This is a genomic window from Zunongwangia sp. HRR-M8 (assembly GCF_027594405.1).
Taxonomy (GTDB): Bacteria; Bacteroidota; Bacteroidia; order Flavobacteriales; family Flavobacteriaceae; genus Zunongwangia.
The window spans coordinates 418,397-443,651 of the sequence record NZ_CP115161.1 but is presented as its reverse complement, the minus strand read 5'-3'; the positions used below and the strand labels follow the sequence as shown (position 1 = coordinate 443,651).

Here is a 25,255-nt window from a genome sequence, read left to right as displayed (position 1 = left end):
AATGGTTTTAACTCATTTTAAGTCAAGCATTAACGAGACTTTAAAGTACTTACTAATTTCAATTCTCAAAACTAAACCAATTAAAACTGGAGATTGATTCAATAAAAAGAAATTGAATGCATTTAATTATTTATGGATAGTAAAAATCAATATTTTCAATTGTTAGTACTGTACTCTAAATTATTTTTAGGTCATTAAAAAAGCCGCTATCAATTGATGCGGCCTTTTCTTCTAACACTCCCTGAAATAAAACTAAACTAGACAGGGATACTCATTGCTTTTGGTTGTCTTAACCAGTTTCTATGTGCAGCAATTTGCTTAATAAATTGCTCTGGTTGTTTTCCAATTAATATCGCGACATCATCGTTAAATAAGTTGATAGCTGTTTTATCCAATAACGCAGTAGTATCTTTTTCAGCAGCAAAAGCTTTACAGTGCTTAAGGGTTTCATTAATAAATTTAACCGACTTTGGTGCTTCTGTTAAAGCCTTTATACTCTTAGATCCTCCTGGCAAATAGAGCGCATCGTATAAGACACTTTCTGTAGTTAATAGTGCAGCATCCACTTTATGGTCTTTGTCGTGATCGCATTTTACAGTTCCGCCATGAGTTGCCACTAAATGAACAACAGCGTTTTTCTTAGTCAGTGCTTTCTTCATTTTCATTACCTGCTCACCATCAAAACCATCGCCTACCAAAAATGCAATCTTTCGCGTAGCTATACTTTCTGAACTTAAATGAGTAAGACTTAGCGCTTCAGATTTTTTAAGATATTCTTTCTTTGGTCCCGGTTGATGATCTGCTGGATCTGCATCGGCACCTATCGCCTGATTTACGGGTTGCTCGATTTCACTAGGGATCTGCATCCCTAAACCATCTGCTACTTTTATTGCAAGATCATTATCAATTTGATTAATTACATAGAGCATACGTTCCTTAATATGATCGTAGGTACATTTACCAAGTTCGAATGTATAGGCATCTGCTACGTGTTGCTGTTCCCAATCTGTTAAACTTCTGTAGAACAATGCTGGTTGGGAATAGTGGTCATTAAAACTAGTACTTCTCGCTCTAATTTTTCTCGCATCGATACGTTCTTCATAAGATGTAAATCCACCTTCCGCCATTTTAGCTAAATGCGGACATCCTCCACCAATTGAATTTGGAAAATAAGCGGTTTTCCCTTTATCAACAGTCATTCTCATATGCGCATCGCGCTGATTGTTATGCGTTGGATTTATAGGACGATTGATTGGTATTTCATGAAAATTTGGACTTCCTAATCTTGAAAGTTGCGTATCGGTATAACTAAATAATCGGCCTTGCAACAACGGATCGTTTGAAAAATCTATTCCCGGTACTACATGACCTGGATGAAAAGCTACCTGCTCGGTCTCTGCAAAGAAATTATCTGGATTTCGATTCAATGTCATTTTACCAACTCTTTTAACTGGCACCATTTCTTCAGGAATCAATTTTGTTGGATCAAGAATATCAAAATCGAATTTATGTTCATCTTCTTCAGGAATAATCTGGAAACCTAATTCCCACTCTGGATATTCGCCACTATCGATAGCATCCCATAAATCCCTTCTATGGAAATCGCTATCTGCACCATGTAATTTAACAGCTTCATCCCATGTAATAGAATGTGTTCCTAGAAGTGGTTTCCAGTGAAATTTCACAAAATGAGATTTTCCTTCAGCATTAATCAATCTAAAAGTATGAATACCGAAACCTTCCATCATTCTGAAACTTCTTGGTATAGCACGATCACTCATCACCCAAATATGGTTGTGCAATGTTTCTGTTGTTCGAGAAACAAAATCGTAAAAAGTATCATGCGCTGAAGCAGCCTGCGGAATATCTTTATCTGGCTCGGGTTTAACAGCATGGATCAAATCTGGAAATTTCATAGAGTCCTGAATAAAAAATATAGGCATATTATTTCCTACAAGATCAAAGATTCCCTCTTCCGTATAAAATTTTGTTGCAAACCCTCTAACGTCTCTGGCTAAATCGGCAGATCCTTTATTACCGGCCACCGTAGAAAAACGAACAAATACCGGAGTTTTTCTATTCGTATCGTTAAAAATACCGGCTTTTGTATATTTTTCCTGGCTTTCATAAAGCTCAAACACACCGTGAGCTCCACTACCTCTTGCGTGTACTATACGTTCTGGAATACGCTCATGATCAAAATGAGTTATTTTTTCTCTTAAAATAAAATCTTCTAGCAAGGTTGCTCCACGCTCGCCAGCTTTTAAAGAATTATTAGTATCATTAACTTTAACACCCTGGTTTGTAGTCATTGTCTTTCCTGTACCATCTTTGGTATTGGAAGCCAAATCCTGAGTTTTTTTGTTTTCTTTTCGCTCTTCATTCATAGCTCAACAAGTTTTTTTGGTATCGGGAATGTACTGTAATAATTTTAGGAAAGTGCGCGTTATTGGAAGTTGATGTGCTTATTACAGCCTTTAACTCAACTATAGCATATTATAACATAATATTAAGTACGGTAAGGTGAATGATGATTATTTCGGACCAACAATTCATAAACTGATAATCTTCAACTTAGAGAATTGTTACTTAAAATCTAAAATAAAGTTGAGAGTAATGCTTGAATTTCGCTAACGATCTGAAAAAAAACTTAGTCGCTAATCGTTGAATTTTGGCTAAAGAATTCAATTTCTAAAGCTTAAGTTTTAAAAAGCTTCACCAATACTGATGTAGAAATTGTTTCCATCTCTTGTAAAGGCATAATCAAATCGAAGATATACATCTTTTTTCTGAAAAATAAGAAATCGTGCTCCTGCACCGGCAGACCATTTTAGTTTGTTGAATTCTACCTCATCCCACTTATCAAAGACTTCTCCTACTGCGGTAAAAATTGTGGCACCAAGACGATCTGTAAAACCTAATTTTAATGGCAAAAATCGATATTCTACTTGTGCGGCAATTTGATTTTGATCTCTAAATCTTCCTTTAAAATAACCACGCATTAAGCTTTCGCCTCCCATATAAGAAAGCTGATTGAAAGGTACGTCTCCGCCAAAATTGAACTCTCCAAATAATTGCGCCGCAAGAACATCCCTTTCGTTTATTTTTTTAAAAACACGGTTGTCTATAGAAATTAGCTGATATTCGACATCGCTATCCCAAAACGGATTATAATTCAGGTAGGCAAATTCGCTAAAAAAAGCATCTCTTTCATTTAAAACATTATGTCTTTGATCATAAACTAATCCTACACCTAAGCCAAAGTTAGTTGACCCCTCGGCTCCAAAGGGTATTTTAATATCTTCTAAATCATTATCATTTTTTCCTTCAAAAGATACATTTGTAAGGCTTCTAAAATCTGTTTCTACACCTATATAAAAGTCTTCTAGTACTCTCCTTAAAACGCGCTCTTTGATTCGAAATTGGGTTGCATCTACCAAGGCTATATTTTCCTTCGGAACATCATTTCCTATCCCATAATATTTAAGCGGAAATTGCTCAAAATCGATATCTCCAAGAAAAAACCACTTATCCTTATCTGAATATAATGCATGGCCAATACGTAAACCATATTGCCCATTTAGAGTAAAAAAACTGTAGGCCTTCATTTCACTTAGCCTGTTATTTACATCCTCATTCGCATAATAAATATAGAGCGGGGTAACTCCAAATTCAACTCCGGTCTCTGGCCGATAACCAACTGTAGGAAAAACAAAAAATTGAGATTTCTCTTTAGATACCGTATCGTTTAAAATATTATTAATGTACCTTCCTATAAATCCCTTTTTAGACTTCTCTTCTTTAGTCTCCTGTCCAAACACGGTGGTACTTACAAGCATAAGGCTTACAGTAAGTAAACGCAAATAGGGTTTTCTTCGCATAATTGGGTATAAACGCAAATGTAAGCTTTTACAAATTCCTGTAGTATTTTTAACTTTTCGCAAACAATTTGAATAACAGGCTGTTATAAAAATATCAAAGCAACATTTTTGAGAAATAAGCAGAACGCTTTCAGCTAAATAATTCCTATCCCGTAGGTGTTTTTTATTTCAGTCATTACAAAAGTACTATGCGTACTTCCTATACTCTTTACGCCACCAAGTTTATTAAATACAAAATCCTGATAATGTTTCATATTACGCGCGTAAACTTTTAAAAGAAAATCAAAATCACCGGAAATATTGTAACATTCAACAATCTCATCAATCTTCATAATATCATCTACAAATTGATTTCCTATCGTCCTATCATGTTTTTTCAGCCTAATGTTACAAAAAACTATAAATCCATGATGCAATTTTTCAGCATCCAAAATTGCGATATATTTTTTGATATAACCGCTTTTCTCCAACCTTTTTAGTCGTTCAAAAACTGGAGAAGCAGATAAATTAACCTTTTTTGCCAGTTCTTTTACGGTAAAATTTGAATTTTCATGGAGTATGTTTAACAACTTAAGATCTACCTCATCTAAATTTTCCATAGGATATTATTCTTTTTGAAAGTTTGTAGCCTGCATATAAAAGTACAATATTCTTCAATACTAATATAAATAAGAGATTTAAACCTAATTACACCAAAAATTTAGATAAAAAAATGCTGTTATATAACTTTGACCGTTATAAAAACCTAACAAAATTTAATTATGTGCATTCATTCTACCACAAAAAACAAATCTGACGTTGTTGGAAGTTTTCTACGACCAGAAACCCTAAAAAAAGCTCGAGAACAATTTGCTAAAAATGAAGTTTCAGCCTCAGAATTAAAAAAAATTGAAGATGAAGAAATCGCTAAACTTATCGAAAAACAAAAACAAAGCGGACTTAACGCCATAACCGATGGAGAGTTTAGACGAAGTTACTGGCATCTAGATTTTTTTTGGGGATTAGATGGAATAGAGCATTTCTTAAAAGATCGGGGCTATTTATTTCAGGGGGAAGAAACCAGAAAAGATTCAGCCAGATTATCAGGAAAAATAAAATTCAACCCAAATCATCCTGTTTTCGATAGTTTTTTATTCCTAAAAGAACATGTTGGCGAAGATCATATTGCAAGACAAAGCATTCCCGCTCCTGCTCAATTATATGCTGAATTAGTTAGAGGCGATAACGAGGAATATGTGAAGAAATATTATTCAGATCAAGAAGAATTATTTAAGGATATTGCTGAAGCATACCAACAAACGATTTTAAAATTATATGATCTTGGTTGCCGTGACCTTAAAATCGATGATTGTACTTGGGCCATGTTATGTGATGCCGATTTTTGGAAAACAATGGCCGGTGAAGGCTTTGATCGCAACGATCTTAAAGAAACCTATCTTAAATTAAACAATTCGGCTTTAGAAAACTTACCTGAAGATTTACGTTTATCAACCCATGTTTGCAGAGGGAATTATCATTCTACCTGGGCGGCATCTGGCGGTTATGAGCCGGTAGCCGATACACTTTTTGCAAAGGAAGCAGTAGAAAACTTTTATTTAGAATTTGATGACGATCGTTCTGGAGATTTTGAACCGCTAAGATTTGTGCCGAAAGATAAAAAAGTTGTTTTAGGCTTACTTACCAGCAAAAACGCAACTTTAGAAAACAAACAAGTTATCATCGATCGTATTAAAGAAGCTACACAATATGTAGATTTGGAACGCTTAAGTTTGAGTCCGCAATGTGGTTTTGCTTCTACTGAAGAAGGAAATATTCTTACCGAAGAAGACCAGTGGAAAAAGATAGAACTCATCAATGAAATTAGCCAGGAAGTCTGGGGATAATTTGATTTTATATTTGAATTTCTAAGACCTCGCTATTTCGGCGAGGTTTTGGTTTTATATTCTATAGCGAATGAAGGTATTAAAATTAAGCTGCTTAGGAACTATCTTTATGGTTGATTTGAGTATTTTTACTTAAAAAAAGAACTTATGAAAAATGAAACTGCACTTATCTTAATCGATATCCAGAATGATTATTTCCCGAACGGAAATATGGAACTTTCTGAACCTGAAAATGCTAGTTTAAACGCTAAGAAAATACTGGAAGAATTTAGAAAAAAGAATCTCCACATAATTCATATTCAACATCAATCGCTTGCGCCAGGTTCTACTTTTTTTATACCAGAAACAAAAGGTGTAGAAATTCACAAAAATGTAGCACCACTAACCGGGGAAAAAATAGTGATCAAACATTTTCCAAATAGTTTTAGAGAAACAAATTTGTTACAAACGTTACAGGAAAAAGGCATTAAAAACTTGATCATTTGTGGGATGATGACGCATATGTGCGTAGATGCTACCACCAGGGCCGCCAAAGATTTTGGTTTTGATTGTGTGGTGATTGGTGATGCCTGTGCAACCAGGGATTTAGAAATCAATAGTGAAAAAGTAGAAGCCAGTGAAGTTCAGAAATCGTTCTTAGCTGCCTTAAATTATTTTTATTCTGAAGTGACTAATACAGAAGATTTTCTTGAAAGGAATTAAAGTTTAAATAGCAATATCCATGATCAAAACGAAAACTTTTTAATCATGGATATTGTAAATTCATTTATAACAGAAGTTTGCTCCTATCAAAAAAATGAAAATCACTTGGCATTCGGAATAGCAATATCTTTTATTTCCTGGATAGTTGGAACTATTATTAATTGAATTGACTGAAATAAGCAAAGAAATGGCGATTGCAGAAATAAGCCATCTAATCGAATTTTAATTCGTAGTTTTTTTGCTTTATATAAAAGTTACACAGAAAATTATTTATTCGGTTTAGTAATTATGATTGTGAACATTTTATTGAATTTATATCCTTCATTGTAGCACATAAAACCAAAAATCCGTGAATAAAACCATAATTTTATTTTTACTATTGACAATAGGATTTACGTCATGTAAAAACACGGAAAAGAAAATTGACAGAGTTAAAATTGCTAAACAATATTTTAAGGTGCTTGACAATTCAGATTATTCAAAAATATCAGACTGGTTTGCGGATAGTTTAACTATGATTGAAGGAGAATATAAACATACTTATTCCAAAAGCGATTATTTGGAATTTTTAAAATGGGATTCTGTTTTTGATCCTAACTATGAGATACTTAAAATTGAACAAAAAAACGAAATTGTAAAAGCAAAAATTTCAAAGATTGATAAAAGAATTTCATTTCTTCACAAAGAACCATTTATAACAAATCAGACTATAAAATTCCAAAATGAAAAAATAATTACTGTACAAACGGAATACGTGGATTTTAATGAAGCGACTTGGGAAAGAAACAAAAACGGACTTTTAAGCTGGATTGACGAACACCATCCTGAATTAAATGAATTCATATATGACCAAACGAAAGCTGGAGGAATTAAATTCTTAAAAGCGATAGAACTATATAAAAGTGAAAAATAACGTGCTACAACACCGTTTATAGCTCATTTCTGCTGAATTCCTAATCGGAAATCATTGCAATTTGTTATCTTTCGATAACGGCACATTAGACTACGTACACAGCCACTCGAAATGGCTAACATCGGTGACAAACCGAAATTTAATGTTTATACATAGCCGGTATCCAACCATTAAAGATATTTCTTAAGCTATATTGCTCGATTTCCCACTTACCTAATTGATGAGACCACTCCACTCGATTTTCTGGTGATGCTCCTGCTCCTCTACTTTCATATTCTGCATAATATGCCGTCTTTTCCTTTTCAGGAAACATAGAATCTCCTGGCCAGGAATGCCAACCTTCTTCTAAAATCTGAGCTCCCATTTCTGTATTTATAAATACCGTCTTAGCATAAGGCCGCCATGGTCTTCCTAAAAATACTTTAGTAACATCCTTATCTGCAATAAGTTTACACTTATAAAACACAAAACCAAACTCCTGATTTCTAGGGGTTGCTGCTGCCGTGATATAGGAATCTGTAAGACTTTTAATGGTACAGTCTTGAAATACAGCTATGGCCTGCCCGAAAATAAAATCTGTAGTACCCTGAATAAAGCACTGCTCATAATATTGCCTGGATCCTTCTTTAGCCGCGTATAAAGTATCCTGACACCCTAAAATCTTACAATTTACGGCTACAAATCGATCACCTTCCACATGCAAAGCGACAGCCTGACCATCATTACAAGAAGTATTTTGTATCGTCAAATTTTCCAAATGCACATCTGTTCCTTGCACTAATAAGGTATGCGAAGAAAAAGTGCCATGTTCTTTTTTAGTAAGTTCATCAATCTTGCCAGTATGATCATTATATGATATAATAGTTTTCTCGCGATCGCTTCCCTTTAATGTAAGCTTAGTTATATGTGAAGGAATAACAATCTTTTCTTTATAAACTCCTGCAGCAATTTCTATAAGTACTTCTCCCGGACCAAATACTCGAACAGAATTGATGGCATCCTGGATACTGCTAAAGTCTGCCTGATCATTTCTAGCTACCTTAATTGTACGATACGGCGGAGTATATGGTTCTTTTAAAAATTTATCCAGAAAATCGAGTGTATATCTTAGTGTAGTTTGAAACCAAGGATTAACCAGCCAAAAAGCATGAGGAGTATCTTTTAAAGTATGAACTTCACTATAAATATTGTATTGATCCAATAAATCAATATAGCTGTCACGTCCTCCATGGAAACGGGGTTGTGCACTATTTATAAAAAGTGTAGGAGGAGTTTTGCTATTCACGTATTCTATAGGAGATGCCTCTTTCCATATCTCGGATTTTTCCTCATACGTACCTCCTAACCAGGTATTCAAAAGCGGGCCTTTTTCTACTTCTGGATGCACAAATGTTGTGACTCCATCTATATTTACGATAGCTTGCACTGCAGAACTGAATTCTTGACCCTCTTCATTATAAATTTCAGAATCTGGAGTTACGCCCACTTGCATCGCTAGTTGTGCCCCTGCAGATCCACCTAATGTAGCTATACGATTAACATCCAGATTTAACTTTTTTGCATTTTTTCGCATCCAGCGTAGAGCATCTTTAAGATCTAAAACCGCAGCAGGATAAATGGCCTCTCCACCAAGCCTATAGCTTGGTGTTACTGCAACATAGCCATTAGCCGCAAGCGCCTGCGCTAATACACCCAGATTTTCTTTTTCTCCTGAAAACCATCCTCCACCGTGAATAAGAAGAACCCCAGGCAGTTTTTCATTATTTTTTTGTTCTGGAATATATGTGTCCAGCTTTAAATCTGAAGTTTCCGTTTTCTTATATCGTATATCTTTTAATTGCTTAACGGCCAGTGAAGAATCGAGCTGAACAGGGCTAAGAAAGTCATAATGGCTGGACAAATTTTGAAAGTTTGTAGCGATTGTATAAGGTCTTATATTCAGTTTTTCTTTCTGAGCAAATGAAGTTTGCACGAAGCAAAGAAGAAATATTAATGTTTTAAAGCATTGCATATTAATCTGATGTTTGGTGGTTGAAAGAGTTGCTTTCTGCAATTAAAATAGTTTTTTTATAGTGGATATTTTGTCTTTTCAGTAATTATAATTTTTTATTATTCTAGGCTTGTCGACCCAGTACCTGGCAATGATGACCTGCCAGATACTGATCAACAAAATGTATCCTAAAATCGCCCAATTTGGATTATTTTTTTCCAATTAAATTTAATAACCTGGATTTTGAGTAAGGTTTGGGTTAGCGGTAATTTGTTCCTGAGGAATAGGATAAATACCCCTATATTCTTCTGTCTGTGTAGTCTTAAAAGCCCAGGTGTCATTAAAATAACTTTCAAATCTAATCATATCCCTTCTACGATGTCCTTCCCAGATAAATTCCCTAGCGCGCTCTTCCTCTATTATTTCTAAGCTTAAGGCGTTTAATGAAGTTGCATTACTTCTATTTCTAACTTCATTTACCAAATTTAAAGCTTCCGTAGCACTGTTATCTAACCTAAATAGGGCTTCTGCCTTTGTTAATAAGATATCCGCATAACGGGTTAATACATAATCGTTATCCGCATTAAAACCTGAAAAACTAGCACCTACAGGTGTATACTTCAACACTTTGTATCCTTCATTATCTTCCGCACTTACTAAATCTTGTACCGGTATTAAAACAAGTTGCTCACCATTGTCCATTAATAATGGTTCTCCATTAAGATAAGTTTGCGGTCCATATTCTAAAAGCTCTTTACGGGCATCGTCGTCCTCATAACGATCTAAAGCTTCTTGATAGGTGCTATATCCATTTGCCGGAACAAAAGGCAAATTATATTTTAATTGATCTAAGGCATTTTGTGCATATAAAATAAATTGATTATTGCCAGCATTACTTATAGGATCATTTGTGAAAGCACTAATAAGTTCAGGCGAATTTGTTTGGGAGTTAGAAGCAAAATTATCAATCACTTCGCCAGAAAGATTATAACCACCAGAATTAATAATTTTATCACACATTTCAACCGCCTTTTGCCATTTTGGTGTACCAGTATAAACTTCTGCATTTAAATACATCATGGCTAATAGGGAATATATCGACTCTTTCGTAAATCTAGGATAATAGTCAGATCGATTAACTTCATTTACAGATGGCATATCCTCCAAAGCAGCTAGTAATTCGTTTTCAATAAAACTAAAAATTTCTGATCGGGAAGTGGTTTGTGGCAAATCGTTAGGATCAATTCTTGCCACAGTCACTAGGGGTACATTTCCCCAAAAATCCATAGCATAAAAATAACCATAAGCTCTTAATGCTTTTGCCTCAGCAATAATTGCAGTTAAATTCTCACTATTTGGTGATTGTTCCAAACTTTCTATAACGGCGTTAGCTGTTCCTATCTCCTGAAAGATATTTTTCCAGGCTCTACCTGTAGTTGCATTTGCAGGGTCCACCTGATGTTTAATAATATCGATATTGCTTTGATCGAACCATCCACCGCTAGCACGACCAGGGACGATAAATTCATCGGTTCCAAACTCTGCGATTCTCCATGGATCCCCAATACTTTGTACATAAGAAAGTTGCTGATAAATCCCTACAACAGAAGCTAGAGCTTCCTCTTCAGTATTGTAAAAATTATCTGGCGATAAGCTCCCAAAAGTTTCCTCATCCAAATCAGTACAACTTACAGCAAGCAAGGCAACGCTCAATATAATGGCTATTTTATATATATAAAACTTCATAATATGTATAAATTAAAAGGTTAGGTTTAGTCCCAAAATAACAGTTGTTGCTTTAGGATAGGCGAGATAATCAATACCCAGTGGAGCTATTCCGGCTCCAGAAACTTCTGAATTCACTTCAGGATCCAAACCTGAATAACCAGTAATTACAAACAGGTTTTGTCCCGTGAGATAGAGCCTAGCATTCGAAAAGAATAGATTTTCAGAATTTAAATTATAACCTAATGTAAGATTGTCTAATCTTACAAAAGATGCATCCTCTATCCATCTAGAGGAGTATTGTTTAGGCTGATCTCTGGTTACCCCGCTTTCTACAGCTTCTTTAAACACATTTCTTCCTGGCAAATTGCTTAAATACGCTAAATTGTTAGCCGTTAGGTTGTACACATCATTCCCCACAGAGCCTCTTAAGTTAAATGATAGATCGAAAGCTTTATAGTTAAAGTTGTTAGAGAATCCGAAAGTAAAATCAGGTTGTGCAGAACCAATAATCTTTGGCTCAGGATCAAATTGCTCTACCCCATCTTCTATTCCTAAAAATTCTCGGCCATAAAAAGTACCTACTTCAAATCCTGGTCGTATTAACTGGGCGTACGTACCACTTGTTAATCCCTGACCTCTTAAAGGTCCAACTTGTATATCATCGCCCTGATATTGCGCGTTGGATAAGCTTAACACTTCGTTTTTATTATGACTGAAAATTAAATTTGTTCGCCATTGGAAATTCTCTTTTTCGATGGCATATGCTCCTAATGATAGTTCAATACCGCGATTACGCACACTTCCAACATTGGCAAGCTGTGTATTTACCGCAGTAGGTGTAGGAACTGGAATTCGCAATAAAAGATCTTTTGTTTCTTTATTATAATAATCTGCAGTACCATAGATTTTACCTTTTAAAAGGCTAAAATCGATACCAACGTTGAATTGTGCCGTTTGCTCCCATTTTAAATCGGGGTTAGCATACTGCTGCGGCAAAACCACAGTGATTCTTTGTCCGCCCACAATATATCCTGTGGTACTGGCACCCAATGTTGTTATAGAATTCAAATTCCCTATTTCTTGATTCCCGGTTACTCCGTAACTTGTTCTCAATTTTAAATCGTTTATTGTATTAGATTTAAAGAAGTCTTCATCTGATATCCTCCAAGCTACAGAGCCTGAAGGGAAAACACCCCATTTATTTCCACTTCCAAAACGACTGGAACCATCTCTACGAACAGTAGCTGTGAGCAAATATTTACCTTGATAATCGTAATTAAGACGTGCGTACATGGAAATCAAAGTATTACTTTGTTTAAATGAAGATACCGTACGTACATTACTGGCTGCCTGTAAACCATACCATTTAAATTCATCAGACAAGAAACCATTAGCATCATTTCTTAAGCCTTCATCTACGAAATATTGGTACGAATATCCTGCTAATGCGTTGATGTTATGATCTCCATATTTCTCCTCGAACTTTAAGGTAGTTTCAAGTAACTTATTAAAACTTTTTAATTTTTGCACATTGGCATATCCTCCTAACCCCTGCCCTAATGGGTTTTCCTTACTTAGGTAAGAATTACGGTCAATAGTTTGATTGGTATATCCTAAATTTACATTGATACTAAGTGGATCTATGATCTTATAATCTGTAGTGAAATTTCCTAAAAATCTGTTATTAGTACGTTCATCAATAACCTGCTCTGAGAAAGATAATGGATTCACTCTATAGGGTAAGATATGATTAAAATTTCCATTTTCATCGTATACAGAATATGTGGGATTAAAAACATAAGCCTCGTAATTGATACTAGAACCAGCTTCACTCCCTACAGTATTAGAAACCGGAGCAGCATTTGAAACTGTTTGCCCGTAATTTAGCCTTAAATCGAAAGATAATTTTTTATCTAACATTTTTTGACCAATATTGATACGCGCAGTTCCTCGATTTAAATTAGAGCCTAAAACTACTCCTTCTTGGTCGCTATACCCCAGAGATGCCCTGTAATTTGTATTCTCAGAACCTCCACTTAAGGAAAGGTAATAATCTTGCACCTCAGCTGTTCGATATACTTTATCCTGCCAGTTGGTAGATTCACCACCATCATTTAATGGTAAATCGAGATCATTTACTACCTTTCGATATTCATCTGCAGAAAGGACGTCGATCGTATTAGAAACCACCGAAACACCATGAGACACATCCAAAGAAACATTTATTTTTCCTGCAGTTCCATTTTTAGTAGTTATCACAATCACCCCATTGGCACCTCTAGAGCCGTAGATAGCTGTTGCAGATGCATCCTTCAAAACACTAATAGATTCTATATCACTGGGATTTAAGGTCATTAATGGATTAACCGGTTCTTGATCAAAAAAATCGGTTCCACTACTACTTATGTTTGCTTGACCTGTACCAGAAGATGTAGAAATTGGCACACCATCTATAACATATAAGGGTTCATTTGAACCAGTTAAAGAAGTCCCTCCACGAATTAAAACGGTATTGGATCCTCCAGGCTTGCCACTATTTTGCGCAATATTAACACCAGGCATTTTACCTTGAAGAAGTTGTTGCGGACTTTGCTGCACGCCTTTATTAAAATTTTTGGCAGAAACAGAAGTTACAGCACCGGTAATATCTTTTTCATTTTGTGTACCATACCCAACTACAACGATTTCGTCTAAAGCCGCAGCATTTTCAGTAAGCGTGACATTAAGTATATTCTCATTACCTACTTCTTTTGAAACCGTGTTCATTCCCACAAAGGAAAAGGTCAAAACATCTCCTGGTTTCGCTTCAATAGAATATTTCCCATCAAAATCTGTAGTGGTTCCAATTGAAGTACCCTTAATCAGCACATTTACGCCAAGTAAAGGTGTTCCATTAGTATCCTTAACCAGACCTTCTATCATATTTTGATCCTCAGAAAAAGTAGTGGTATCCTCCGCTTTTTCTTTGAATATGATATTATTATTTTCAGTAATGGCGTAAGTTAGCCCACTTGATGCCAAACCAAGAGTAAGAATTTCTGTTACTTTAATATCGCCTTGATGAAGTTGAACTTTTGGTTTATTTTTAAATAATTGTTTTGGATAAATAAATCTGTAGTTTGTTTGACTCTTAATGATATCGAAGATTTGATCTACACTAAACTTTTGATCTTTATCGATGTGAACTTTCTGCTGAGAAAATGTTTCATTCGGGCTAAAAGCAAGAATTGTCGAGCAAAAGAAAATTAAAAAGGTTTTCATAATTAAAATTGAACATCGCTTAATTATATAAGCTTTGTTTTTTATAGTTTTGTTTTTCATACAAAATAGATTAGTTAAACACCATGTTTGATTAATTTAGGTGAGGGACGAAGTTCGATACCGCTAAATGTCAAAACTTCGTTCCCTCTTTTTTTAATTTATTATAATTATTTCTTGATTCATTTGATATGAATTGATAATCCCAGAACTTTTTATACCTTCAAGTATTTCCTCAATATCTTGGTCTTTACTTAAAACTCCTACAAACTCTTCTTCTCCAAGTTGGTGATTTCTCAAATCAAATTCTACATCATACCACCTAGACAGTACTTTGAGAATATCTTTCAACTTTTTATCTTCAAAACTAAAAATCCCATTCTTCCAGGATATTTCATTAAATACATTTACCTGTTGCTTTTTATATTCTGCTCTTTCTTTATTGTATATGATCTGGTCATTTGGTTTTAAAGCATATTTTTCATCTCGTGATTTTAAAAGAATACGTCCTTCTACTAAGGTGGTGTAGGTTTTAGTTTCTTCTTTATAACTTTTTACATTGAATTGGGTCCCTAGTACCTGAATAATACGCTCTTCATTGCGCACTTCAAACAAACTTCCATCATGCAAATTACTTGGCGAAACTTCAAAATAAGCTTCACCATAGAGTAGATGCACAATGCGCGATTCACCTTTAATAAAAGACTCGGGATACTTCAGCTTAGAATCAGAATTTAGCCAGACTTTCGTGCCATCAGATAGTTTTAATTCAAATTGCGCTCCACGAGGTACAGTTAAATAATTAAATACAACTTTATCACTATCCTCATTTTTATCATAAATAAGCTGCTTCCCATCACTCTTAACTCCGTTATTTTGATAGGTATCTCCATTTTTCAATAAAACCTCTGCACCATCCTCCAAAGTTAGAATGGCCCCAGGAACCTCATCAGAAACATCTACTATATTTGGTGTTACATTCTGTTGATTCAGATTATTCTTTTCAAATTTTAAATAGAAAGCACTGCCAAATATAATGAGCGCAACTGCGGCCAGAGCATATAAAGAAATCCTCATGTTTTTCTTTCGCATTTTTGCCTTTTGATGATGTTTTATTTGCTCATTTAATATTTGATGAATCTTAGCATCATTAAAATGATTTAAGCTATTATCAATCGCAAAATTCACCCTTAATAATTGTTTAAACACTTTGGTATTATCTGAAGATTTTAACCATACCTCAAGTTTATCCAGTTCTTGAGCTGTTGCTTCTCTACAAATAAATTTTACGATTATCGATTCTATTTCTGTGCTCATGGAGTTATAGCTTATTATTAATACGACTGAATTTTTACATACCCTACCTATTTAAATCAAAATTTTTATAAATTAGATAATTATTAAAGCATATTTTCATCAATACGTTATGACGAAAACCTTTTCAGATAATATATACTTAATAAATTCCTTAAAAACCGGAAACGAAGATGCTTACAAATATCTTTTAAAGATCTACCATCATAAACTAAGCGTTTATGCTTACCACCTAATAGCAGATAAGGATCTTGCTGAAGATATCGTTCAAAATGTTTTTATAAAAATCTGGAAGAATAAAGACAACCTAAAAACTACACTTTCAATCAAAAATTTGCTTTATAAATCTGTATATAATGAATTTATAGATCAGTATAGAAAAAATAAAAAAACGATATATTTAGAAAAGAAATATATCGATACCCTATCTAGTATTGTTGAAGAAGAATCTGAACAGTCACTTGAGCAACTTATAGCCATCGTAAGAAGTGAAATAGATAAGTTACCGCCAAAATGTAAAGAAACATTTTTACTGAGTAAAAAGGATGGGCTTACCAATACCGAAATTGCTGATTATTTAAACATCTCCATAAAATCTGTTGAAAAGCATATTACGAGAGCCTTTAGTACCCTAAGATTAAAAGTTGGAGAAACGAACTCGCATATTTTTCTGTTTCTACATAAATTGATTTAATTTTTCAGAAAGCTTAATCTCATATATTCAACTCAAATAACTTTTATTTTTAACTGCTATTTATAACTCTACAATGAAAAATATACGAATCAAGGCTTTTATTGCATGAACTGAATAACTTAGATAATCGGCTAACCTAAGCCCCCTCCCCCATCAACTACCTCCAATTTTTAAGTAAAATAAATTTCAGTCATAATAGCACACAAAAAGAAGTAAAATTAAAGCATAAAAAAAGCCTTTCATTTCTGAAAGGCTTTTTGCAATCTTGCGGTCTGGACGAGACTCGAACTAAATACACAAATATTTGTTTATCAGTGTTTTATAAAAAATGATATTTCTACATACACCGAATTAAGCACCTTTTAACAAACTTTAACATTTATTCATATGAATTTTAGCTCATAATGTACATTTCGTCCACCGCCTAGTGGTTTCAAAATGCCTTTAGAAGCCATATCTTGTAAATCTCGTGTGGCGGTAGCTTTTGAAGTTTTGGTTAGAGATATAAATTTCTTCGCTGTCATTCCTCCTTCAAAACCTTCAACACCTTTATCAAACATTTTTAAGATCACTTTTAACTGGCGATCATTTAAATTTCCCCGATGCTGATCCAGAAATTTTGCTTTTTTTAGAATAAATCGAATAACTGCTTTAGCATTCTTCTGGGCAGTCAAAATAGTCTCACAGAAATAAACAATCCAATCCGTAATATTAAGGGAACGTTGAGCCCTTTTTAAGGCTTGGTAATACTCTTTTTTATTTTGTTCGATTGCAGTGGATATACTTAATACTAATACTCTACCTAAAGATTCCGAAAGACATTTATCAGCTATAGCTCTACCTATACGTCCATTTCCATCTTCAAAAGGATGTATCGTCTCAAAATATAAATGAGCAATAGCTGTTTTTATCAATGAACTGCGAATATCATTATTTTCAATCTCAAATTCCTTGTACCACTTTGTGAACTGTTTCATCTCCACCGGCACTCGATGAGATGGAGGAGCTTCGTAATGAATTTCTTCTTTCCCATAGCTTCCTGATATTATAAGCATGGGATCCTTTCCAGATCGATAAGTACCTGCCTGAATATACCTGGATCTGGTAAATAACATTGCATGCCATCCCTTTATTAATCTCTCGTTCAGGGTCTTGGAAAAGTTTTCTCTTATCTCTACCATTAATTCTGCAATCCCCCTGGCATTGATATCCCTAATAGCAGTACCATCTCCAATACCCAATCGATTTCTGATCGATGACATTACATCCTGACGACTGTAATATTCCCCTTCAATCGCTGAAGTTTTAATGGCTTCATCAATCATGAACTGAATTATTGCATCTTGCCTAAAGTCAGAAGGCAGGCTATCAATAATCCCTTTAACTTCACCCGTCTCTGAGGCAAATTCAATGATAATATCATCGATCGCTTTAAAGTTATAGTCGAAAGAAGGCCAATTTTTAAGTTGCCAGTTATACATATGAGCCAAATAAATACATTATTCAAATCAAATATACAATTTTTTTGAGCCGAATAAATATAATAATCGGCTCATCACCACTTGTATCGAACTTGTTCATATATGGGACACTGCTTTAAAGTTTCACCAGTTTTAATTCAACCGCAAAAAATTTAAAAAAATAAAAAAGTGACAGTTTTTGGATTGTTTTTTTTTAATTTTTGATTCTCCCTTACTACTTCTTCAAAGTTAGAGCAATAATGATTTTGGATAATATCTATTTAAAAGCACAGTACCGTTAATTGTTCACTGCCTATTCATATATGGGATCTGCTTAAAAAGGTTTATTTATTGTTTATTACTAAGGTTTAATAAAAGAGACCAATTTTTGAACAAAAGCTGTCCAGAATTTGATCATTCCCTGTTCAATTTTTGATCAGGATGGGTATCAAATCTGAACATGTTCACTACTTATCCTATTTTGGGACTACTAGTGGGATGATATTGAAGGTATCCCCTATTTTGAAGCTCTATCAGTGACCTATTTTATCTTATTCGAGAGCATATTTAGAAAATCTAACCTGTTACATACAATGAACACTGCTCTTTTTAATTGCATTGTAATAGCCATTTATATTTTGATATTTTTGGGTAGAAATTTTCAAGACCAACAGTCGATCTAAAGATTCCAAAAGGTATTTAACGCTTAATCCTGCTACAAATTCATCTTCGGTAAAGTGGATAGTCTCGAAGTAAAAATTTGCTTGAGCTGTTTTAATTAATGAACTATTTCAATTTTAAACTCCGCATACCATTCCACCAATTAATTTATCTTTTTAATAAAATGATTAGATGTAGGCTCCAAATAAAAGATATGAATACAAGTATCTTCAAGCATATCAAGAAAAGAAAAAGTCTTACAAAATGTAAGACTTTTTCTTTTTCGAAATTCTAAAAATCAGTTCATTGTCCAAATAGTCTCAAATCGTTGTTCAAAAGCTTTTATTTCTTCTTTAGAACTGCAATCATCAATATATAATTTCATGGATAAGATTCTATTTTCTCCACTAGGATGTGTAAAAGTTTCTGCTCCAAGTATCTCTTGAAGTGTTTCAAAATCATTTTGAATCAATTCAAATGTTTCAGGAAGTTTCAGATGAATCAAATGAACAGCCATAAGATCTGCTAGATACTCAGCTTTTTGATAATCATTGGTGACATTTCCTTTGGGAATAGTCTCAGCAAGATTAAAAATCTTAGCCTGAGGGATAGTCGCCATATGGGCTACTTCATGGGCTAAAGCAAATATCTGAATGGCTTCATTCTCTAAATCTACCAATCCCTGACTTACATCAAGATATCCAGATGCAGCTCCTGCATCTATATTTAAATCTTCCGTATTAATTTCAATTTCAACAGGAGGATTCACATCGGGTATATCCTTAAATAGAGGAATGACCGAAACTTTGTATAAGTCTACCAACTTTTCTTCTTTGGTTTCAGATTGGGACTCAGCCGAGTTGGGTGAGTCCTCATCATTGCTTTGATTTTCGGAATGATGCTCATCACAAGAAAATAATATTCCAAGAAGGAGAAGCAAAAAGTATTTATTCATTCTTTTATTTTATAAAAAAAGCAAGCATTCCAGTGGAGTACTTGCTTTTTTATATATGGTTAATTTTTATTATTCCGCGTAATAAGTAAAAGTCTTATCCACTGTAGCTAGATTATCAAAATAAGTATATGAAGCGCTTACTGGATAACCATCCTCATTATATTCATAAGTAATTGTGTCATCAGCTAATGTTCCACTAATTGGATTATTCTGATTTACTGATTGAATACCTACATTAATTGCAGCATAAGCAGAAGGATATAATTCGATGAAAGGATTATTTTGATCATCATACTCAGCGTCATAAATCTCTCCATATCGGTTTTCTTGAGTTACATTTCCGTTCTCAATAACAAATGTAATTTCATCAATCGCATTTTCATTTGTATGATCTGTACGCTTTTCTGATGTAAGATCCCCAGCCTCATTATAAGTATACTCATAAGTGAAATCAACCTCACCATCTATAGTATGCTCTGCGCTTACAATTCTACCATCTTCATAAGAATAGGTAGTTTCTTCATTTGTAGCTTCTACCTGACTTGCAATGATTTGATTTTTATCATCATAAACAAAAGTAGAAACAGTAGTAGTGATTGTACCCCAATCATCAGTTTCTTTTGAAATCTCAGAAACAAAATTTGCATCATTATAAGAATAAGTACTTACTGAATTTTCACCATATAAATCAGCAACGGTATAAGTTTCCAACTTCGTACCACTACCCACTTCGCCGCGTACGTTTACGGTTACAGTATATTCTTTTATAGAACCATCTTCTGCAGTAACGGTGAAAGTTTTAGCTTCACCATCAACGAAATCCACCTGCTCTCCAGATGCAGGAGTAATCGTTGCTCCTTCAGAAATCGCAATATTCGGAATGATATCTTCTAAGGATGTTCCAAAAGGAACGCTTACAGTGATATTGTTACCAAGATCATAGTTAATATCGCTTTCATTGACATTATTAAATGTAAGACTGAAATCCGTAATTTCAGCCAATGAAGAAGGCTGCACGGCATTATCATCATCACTTGAGCAGGAGGTCAAGGCTATGGCGATAAAAGCAAAAATAATTGAAAATGTTTTTTTCATGATTAAATGTTTAAAGTGTTTAGGTTATCTTAGGGTTATATACTTAGGTAAGCTGCAAGATAAAATCAGCCCTACCCAAAAGCTTTCAGATTATAAATCAGGATTATTAATAATGGCGTCATTAGGGAGCAAAAGCGTATACCGCTCATCCCCTTGTTCCAAGGTATATATGGAACCCCTATAGGTTTTTCGTATCTCAGGTTGTGTTGTTCTTCTTAAGTCATTCCATCGATGTCCCTCAATAGCAAATTCTCTTCTACGCTCCTTTAAAATCTCGGTCAACAAGGTTTCATTATCCAGCGTATTTATAAAATCCTGATATGCTGAAAATCCAGCAGGGGTATACCTGTTTTCCGCAAAACCAAGTAGTGTCTCTTTGGCACTATCCGTTTGATTTAAATGAACGAGAGATTCAGCTATAATAAAGTATAACTCCGATGTCCTGTAGCTCACTTTAAATTTATTTTGAGCACTTTTCTTAGAGTGATATCCGCCATTATCATACTGTTCAAAATAAAGTGCAAACCTCAAATCCGATTCCTGATCATAGGCTGCTATCAAATCATCAGATATACTTGATTTCGTTACAAGCTCCAGATCAGCTACATTTTCCAGGGCTATAATGGATTCCACTGAGTTATATTCTGACGGCATTATAGATGTATTATCATTAAGATTTTGAATATCAGACTTTATGCTTAATGCTTCTTCCGAAAAGGCTATCGCTTCTTCCCAGTCTTGTTGATACAAGGCTACCCGGGCCTGAAATGCCAGTACTGCTATTTTTGAAAATCTATAATTTAGTCCTTCATCCTGTTGTCTCACATTCACTAAAACTTGTGCTTCTTTAAGATCACTCAAAATTTGTGTATAGACTTCCTCCAAAGATTTTTTGGGATAGGCTTTTTCGGCATCATATACCGTAACTATCGGTACTGCCGGTTCTTCGTTTGTAGCATTCTTATCATAAGGCTTTGCGTACAAATTAACCAGGTCAAAATACTGCATCGCCCTAAGTGCATAGGCCTCTCCCACTAACTGGTCGATACTGTTTTGATCGCCTTCAATGTTATTCTGATTTTCTATTATATGATTACAGTAGAAAATAATAGTATAAAAACTGGCATAAGGAAAAGACCTGGTAAGCGGACTCGCATTGCGATCGTTCCATATAAAAATGTCTTCATATTGCTCAATTCCGGAAGCATTTGGATTCAATTGTAGCTCATCGCTGCGATAGCTGGTTAGAATCTTACCAAGATTAGTAATCGAATATGCAGAAGTTAGAAAACTTCTATAATCTTCTACGGTTTTTGGAATGACCTGACCTACCGGTTGTACTTCCAAATAATCATCACAGGAAGTAAGGCCAATTATTAATGTAAAAAAGTAAAGTAGCTTTTTCATAGTACGGTTTTATAATCAGTATTATAAAGAGAGATTAAATCCTACCGAGATAATTTTCGGAATAGGTTGTGCGTATAAGCTGCCATAAGTTTCAGGATCAAAATACCCGTCGTAATCGGTTCCGATCACAAACATGTTTCGGGCTTCCAGATTAAAATTTAAACCTGAAATTTTCAGCTTTTCTAATTGTTTCTTAGGAAGCGCATAGCTTAGACGGATACTACTAATTCGTATATAGGAAATTTCTTTAAGCCATATATCTAAATCCCTATACGTATTACCCGCATCATAGGAATTATACCAGCTATACAGCAAGTTTGTATTGAAACCTGGCGAATTCGCACCAATTAAAGCCGGATAATTACCTGTACCCGCTTTTAAAATATCGGTATTGTAATTAGAACCTGGCTGAGCCCTAGTAGGGTTATAGGTCGGCTCAGCTCTTACGGTCTGTTTAATATTAAAATTGGTTAAAACTCGAAGATCAAATTGTTTATACGAAAAAGTGTTACGAAACCCTCCCGTAAATTTTGGCATTCCATCGCCCGCATACGTATATAGATCTCTATGCTCTTCCCGAGTTAATTGACTACCATCTACTCCATCTTCCAGATTATAAAAGTCAACAGCTGTCACTTTCTTTCCGTTTTGCCAGAATAACGGTAGTCCATTACTATCAAGTCCTGCCGTTTTGAGCGCAAAAATGGCATTTACACTATAGCCTTTTAATGATGGTTTCAGATTATTTTCTCGTATTTCTATATCCTCAACGACACTTTTATTATGAGAAATGTTTAATCCACTTGTCCACCTAAAATTGGGAGTATTGATATTGGTGGAGTTAATCGATAATTCATATCCCTTATTACTTATCGTAGCCCAGTTGGTATTTATAAAATTATAGCCATTCTCCAGAGGAATTGATCGTAAACCTATTAGATCTGTACTCTTTCTGGAATAATAATCTCCGGTTAGAAAAACACGATTATTAAACAAGCTCATATCGAAACCGATGTTAGACGAGGTCGTTTTTTCCCATCTAAGATTAGGGTTAGGCGCATTGGTTGCCTGTATGACCTCTTCATTGGTTCCAGGAAGTATCGAAACATTATCATACTTACCAACTACAAAAGGAGAAGTAGATTTATCGATATTTCCCTGCACCCCGTAGGATGCTCTAAGTTTAAGAAGATCTATAGTCTCAATATTTGACATAAAATCTTCTTTATGAACATTCCAGGAACCCGCGAAAGACCATATTGGCAGGTATCGATACTTAGGATTTACACCAAATAAGTTAGAGCCATCATATCTCAAACTACCAAATAAGGTATATTTTCTGTCCAGAGTATACGATGCGGTTCCATAGAATGATGCAAAAACATTCTCAATATAAGTCTTTTTATAGGTATCGAATGACGAATTCTTCAAAACCAATTCATTAGTAATTGGAATGGTAGTGAGTGTATTCGGATTGAAACCGAATCCCTTGGTATGAATTTCGGTATTCTTGTTTTGTCTAAACTCTGTTCCCAACATGAGATCCAGCTCATGCCTTTTATTAAATGTAGTATTATAATTAGCCGTTGTTTTCCAGTTATACTGAAATACATCTGCGTTCCAGTTTTGGATAATACCACCTTCCGGCATAAAATAATCATAGCCTCCAGTAACGCTATATTGTGATCGCTGTCGATATTTACGGGTATAATAGCTGTTATTGTCACTTATCTTTTCTGTGCTATTAAAATCTAGTTGAAGGCCAAGTTGTGTAGAAAACTTTAGTTCATTGTTAAAATCATAATCAATATTAAAAATGGATTTTAAAGAATTTGCTTTATACTCATGATCTGTATTTCTTCTTTCCTCAAGAACATTATAATTAAGATTTAGATCTGAGCGCTCTACCAGATCGGGATCGTAAACATAGTTTCCATTCGCATCGGTTAATTGAAGATATGGATTTGCATGTCTGGCGTAATATGCCGGGTTTGTGTAGGCATCAGCACCTGATATATAAGATGAAGTTCTGTTTTGGCTACCAAATAAAGCCACGCCCACCCTTAATTTATCGGTAATAGAAAAATTATCTTTGAGTGTAATATTAAAACGTTTTTGGCCAGTACCAACAGTTGTTCCTTTTTCATCAAAAAGCCCTGCAGAGAAATAATAGTCGTTGTTATCACTCCCTCCAGAAATACTAAGCGTATACTGTTGATTTAAGGCCATTTGATACAACTCCTCTCCCCAATTTGTATTTACATTTCTAAGCTCGTTAATAGCGTTTTGAGCATCTGGCGAAATTGCATCAAATCCATTATTCTGAAAGACATCATACTGTTCATAATCATTTAAAATTCTCGCGACACCACCTCTTTGTTGCTGATATGTAAGATCCGGTCTACTGGCCAAGTAGAGCTCCAAATCCACTTTTTGGGAAGAATTCATCAAATTCAATTTACCAAAATCTGGTCGTTGGGTCACGAATACATTCGCATTAGTATTAATTCGTGTTGCTCCTTTTTTACCTTTTTTACTTGTAATAACAATCACACCATTTGCAGCACGGGCCCCATAAATAGAAGTCGCCGAAGCATCTTTTAAAACGGTAATACTCTCTATATCTCCAGGATTCAACCCGGCTATAGGTGAAGACTGAAGGTTATCAATATTATCTTTATCTCTAAAATCTTCCGGGATATCATCGCCCTGCAATGGAATTCCGTCAAGCACCCATAACGGATCTGATGAACCATTTAAAGTGGCGATACCACGTATAGATATTTTTGAAGGAGCACCGGGAGCACCTGTTGTGGGCTGCACCATTACACCCGGTAATTGCCCTGTTAACATTTGATCTACTGTTGCTACACCTGCCTGCTCAATTTCTGATACATCAATTTTCGCATAAGAAGAAGTAGCCTTTCTTTTTTCAATTTTCTGATATCCAGTGATAATAACCTCATCAAGATTCTCTGAGCTTTCCTTAAGAGTAATCTTTAGATTTTTAGTGTTATTACGGAGTTCAATAGTTTTAGATTGAAACCCCATATAAGAAATCACCAGAGATTTTATATTGGTATTGACCTTAAGTTCAAAATAACCATCAAAATTAGTGGTTGTACCAAGCATCGCTCCTTCGAGTATACCTTTTTCATTGGTTTGATTTCCAATCATTGAAGAAGATACGTAGACAGAAGCTCCAGCAATAGGCATTTCTGAATCGCCTCCAACTACCGTACCGGTCACCAACACCTGATCCTGAGCAAAGACTGCCAAAGGCATCAATATTAATAGGTAAAATATTTTTTTCAT

General features: G+C 34.7%; 16 protein-coding genes. 4 read left to right on the top strand and 12 right to left on the bottom strand.

Going from position 1 to position 25,255, the window contains the following annotated elements:
• Positions 1-257: 257 nt before the first annotated feature.
• The 3 genes from PBT89_RS02010 to PBT89_RS02000 all read right to left on the bottom strand — a co-directional run bounded on the left by PBT89_RS02010 (position 258) and on the right by PBT89_RS02000 (position 4,480).
• Positions 258-2,387 carry a catalase gene (locus PBT89_RS02010; RefSeq protein WP_270063168.1) on the bottom strand — a complete coding sequence of 710 codons (2,130 nt, stop codon included), beginning with the start codon at positions 2,385-2,387 and terminating at the stop codon, positions 258-260.
• 318 nt (positions 2,388-2,705) lie between these two features.
• Positions 2,706-3,881: a BamA/TamA family outer membrane protein gene (locus tag PBT89_RS02005; protein ID WP_270063167.1), complete on the bottom strand. Its 1,176-nt coding sequence runs from the start codon at positions 3,879-3,881 to the stop codon at positions 2,706-2,708.
• Between the two features lie 134 nt (positions 3,882-4,015).
• On the bottom strand, positions 4,016-4,480 hold the full coding sequence (locus tag PBT89_RS02000) for an Lrp/AsnC family transcriptional regulator (protein ID WP_270063166.1): 465 nt from the start codon (positions 4,478-4,480) through the stop codon (positions 4,016-4,018).
• A gap of 162 nt (positions 4,481-4,642) precedes the next feature.
• Between PBT89_RS02000 and PBT89_RS01995 the strand changes: the two genes are divergently transcribed.
• From PBT89_RS01995 to PBT89_RS01985, 3 genes are all read left to right on the top strand, one after another.
• Positions 4,643-5,764, top strand: coding sequence for a 5-methyltetrahydropteroyltriglutamate--homocysteine S-methyltransferase (locus PBT89_RS01995; protein WP_270063165.1), 1,122 nt, complete (start codon positions 4,643-4,645; stop codon positions 5,762-5,764).
• Positions 5,765-5,911: 147 nt separating this feature from the next.
• Positions 5,912-6,466 carry a cysteine hydrolase family protein gene (locus PBT89_RS01990; protein WP_270063164.1) on the top strand — a complete coding sequence of 185 codons (555 nt, stop codon included), beginning with the start codon at positions 5,912-5,914 and terminating at the stop codon, positions 6,464-6,466.
• A 349-nt stretch (positions 6,467-6,815) separates the two neighbouring features.
• A complete protein-coding gene (locus PBT89_RS01985; RefSeq protein ID WP_270063163.1) occupies positions 6,816-7,379 on the top strand; it encodes a hypothetical protein in 564 nt (187 codons plus the stop codon).
• 139 nt (positions 7,380-7,518) lie between these two features.
• On the opposite strand, the gene PBT89_RS01980 is transcribed toward PBT89_RS01985, so the two are convergent.
• The 4 genes from PBT89_RS01980 to PBT89_RS01965 all read right to left on the bottom strand — a co-directional run bounded on the left by PBT89_RS01980 (position 7,519) and on the right by PBT89_RS01965 (position 15,672).
• Positions 7,519-9,432, bottom strand: coding sequence for a pectinesterase family protein (locus tag PBT89_RS01980; protein WP_270063162.1), 1,914 nt, complete (start codon positions 9,430-9,432; stop codon positions 7,519-7,521).
• Positions 9,433-9,597: 165 nt separating this feature from the next.
• Positions 9,598-11,115 carry a RagB/SusD family nutrient uptake outer membrane protein gene (locus PBT89_RS01975; protein ID WP_270063161.1) on the bottom strand — a complete coding sequence of 506 codons (1,518 nt, stop codon included), beginning with the start codon at positions 11,113-11,115 and terminating at the stop codon, positions 9,598-9,600.
• Between the two features lie 12 nt (positions 11,116-11,127).
• Positions 11,128-14,358 (bottom strand): SusC/RagA family TonB-linked outer membrane protein, encoded by a 3,231-nt coding sequence (locus PBT89_RS01970; protein WP_270063160.1) that lies wholly within the window; start codon positions 14,356-14,358, stop codon positions 11,128-11,130.
• Positions 14,359-14,511: 153 nt separating this feature from the next.
• On the bottom strand, positions 14,512-15,672 hold the full coding sequence (locus PBT89_RS01965; protein WP_270063159.1) for a FecR family protein: 1,161 nt from the start codon (positions 15,670-15,672) through the stop codon (positions 14,512-14,514).
• Between the two features lie 109 nt (positions 15,673-15,781).
• Here PBT89_RS01965 and PBT89_RS01960 point away from each other — a divergent pair, with 109 nt between their 5' ends.
• Positions 15,782-16,363 carry an RNA polymerase sigma factor gene (locus PBT89_RS01960; RefSeq protein ID WP_270063158.1) on the top strand — a complete coding sequence of 194 codons (582 nt, stop codon included), beginning with the start codon at positions 15,782-15,784 and terminating at the stop codon, positions 16,361-16,363.
• A 383-nt stretch (positions 16,364-16,746) separates the two neighbouring features.
• Here PBT89_RS01960 and PBT89_RS01955 read toward each other — a convergent pair whose 3' ends face one another.
• The 5 genes from PBT89_RS01955 to PBT89_RS01935 all read right to left on the bottom strand — a co-directional run bounded on the left by PBT89_RS01955 (position 16,747) and on the right by PBT89_RS01935 (position 25,255).
• A complete protein-coding gene (locus tag PBT89_RS01955; protein WP_270063157.1) occupies positions 16,747-17,844 on the bottom strand; it encodes a Fic family protein in 1,098 nt (365 codons plus the stop codon).
• 937 nt (positions 17,845-18,781) lie between these two features.
• A complete protein-coding gene (locus PBT89_RS01950; protein ID WP_270063156.1) occupies positions 18,782-19,423 on the bottom strand; it encodes a hypothetical protein in 642 nt (213 codons plus the stop codon).
• Between the two features lie 84 nt (positions 19,424-19,507).
• Entirely contained in the window at positions 19,508-20,533 is a 1,026-nt protein-coding gene (locus PBT89_RS01945; protein ID WP_270063155.1) for a hypothetical protein, read from the bottom strand.
• Positions 20,534-20,623: 90 nt separating this feature from the next.
• The gene (locus PBT89_RS01940) at positions 20,624-21,940 is read right to left on the bottom strand and encodes a RagB/SusD family nutrient uptake outer membrane protein (RefSeq protein ID WP_270063154.1); all 1,317 of its coding nucleotides are present in this window, start codon (positions 21,938-21,940) and stop codon (positions 20,624-20,626) included.
• Between the two features lie 21 nt (positions 21,941-21,961).
• Positions 21,962-25,255: a SusC/RagA family TonB-linked outer membrane protein gene (locus tag PBT89_RS01935; protein WP_270063153.1), complete on the bottom strand. Its 3,294-nt coding sequence runs from the start codon at positions 25,253-25,255 to the stop codon at positions 21,962-21,964.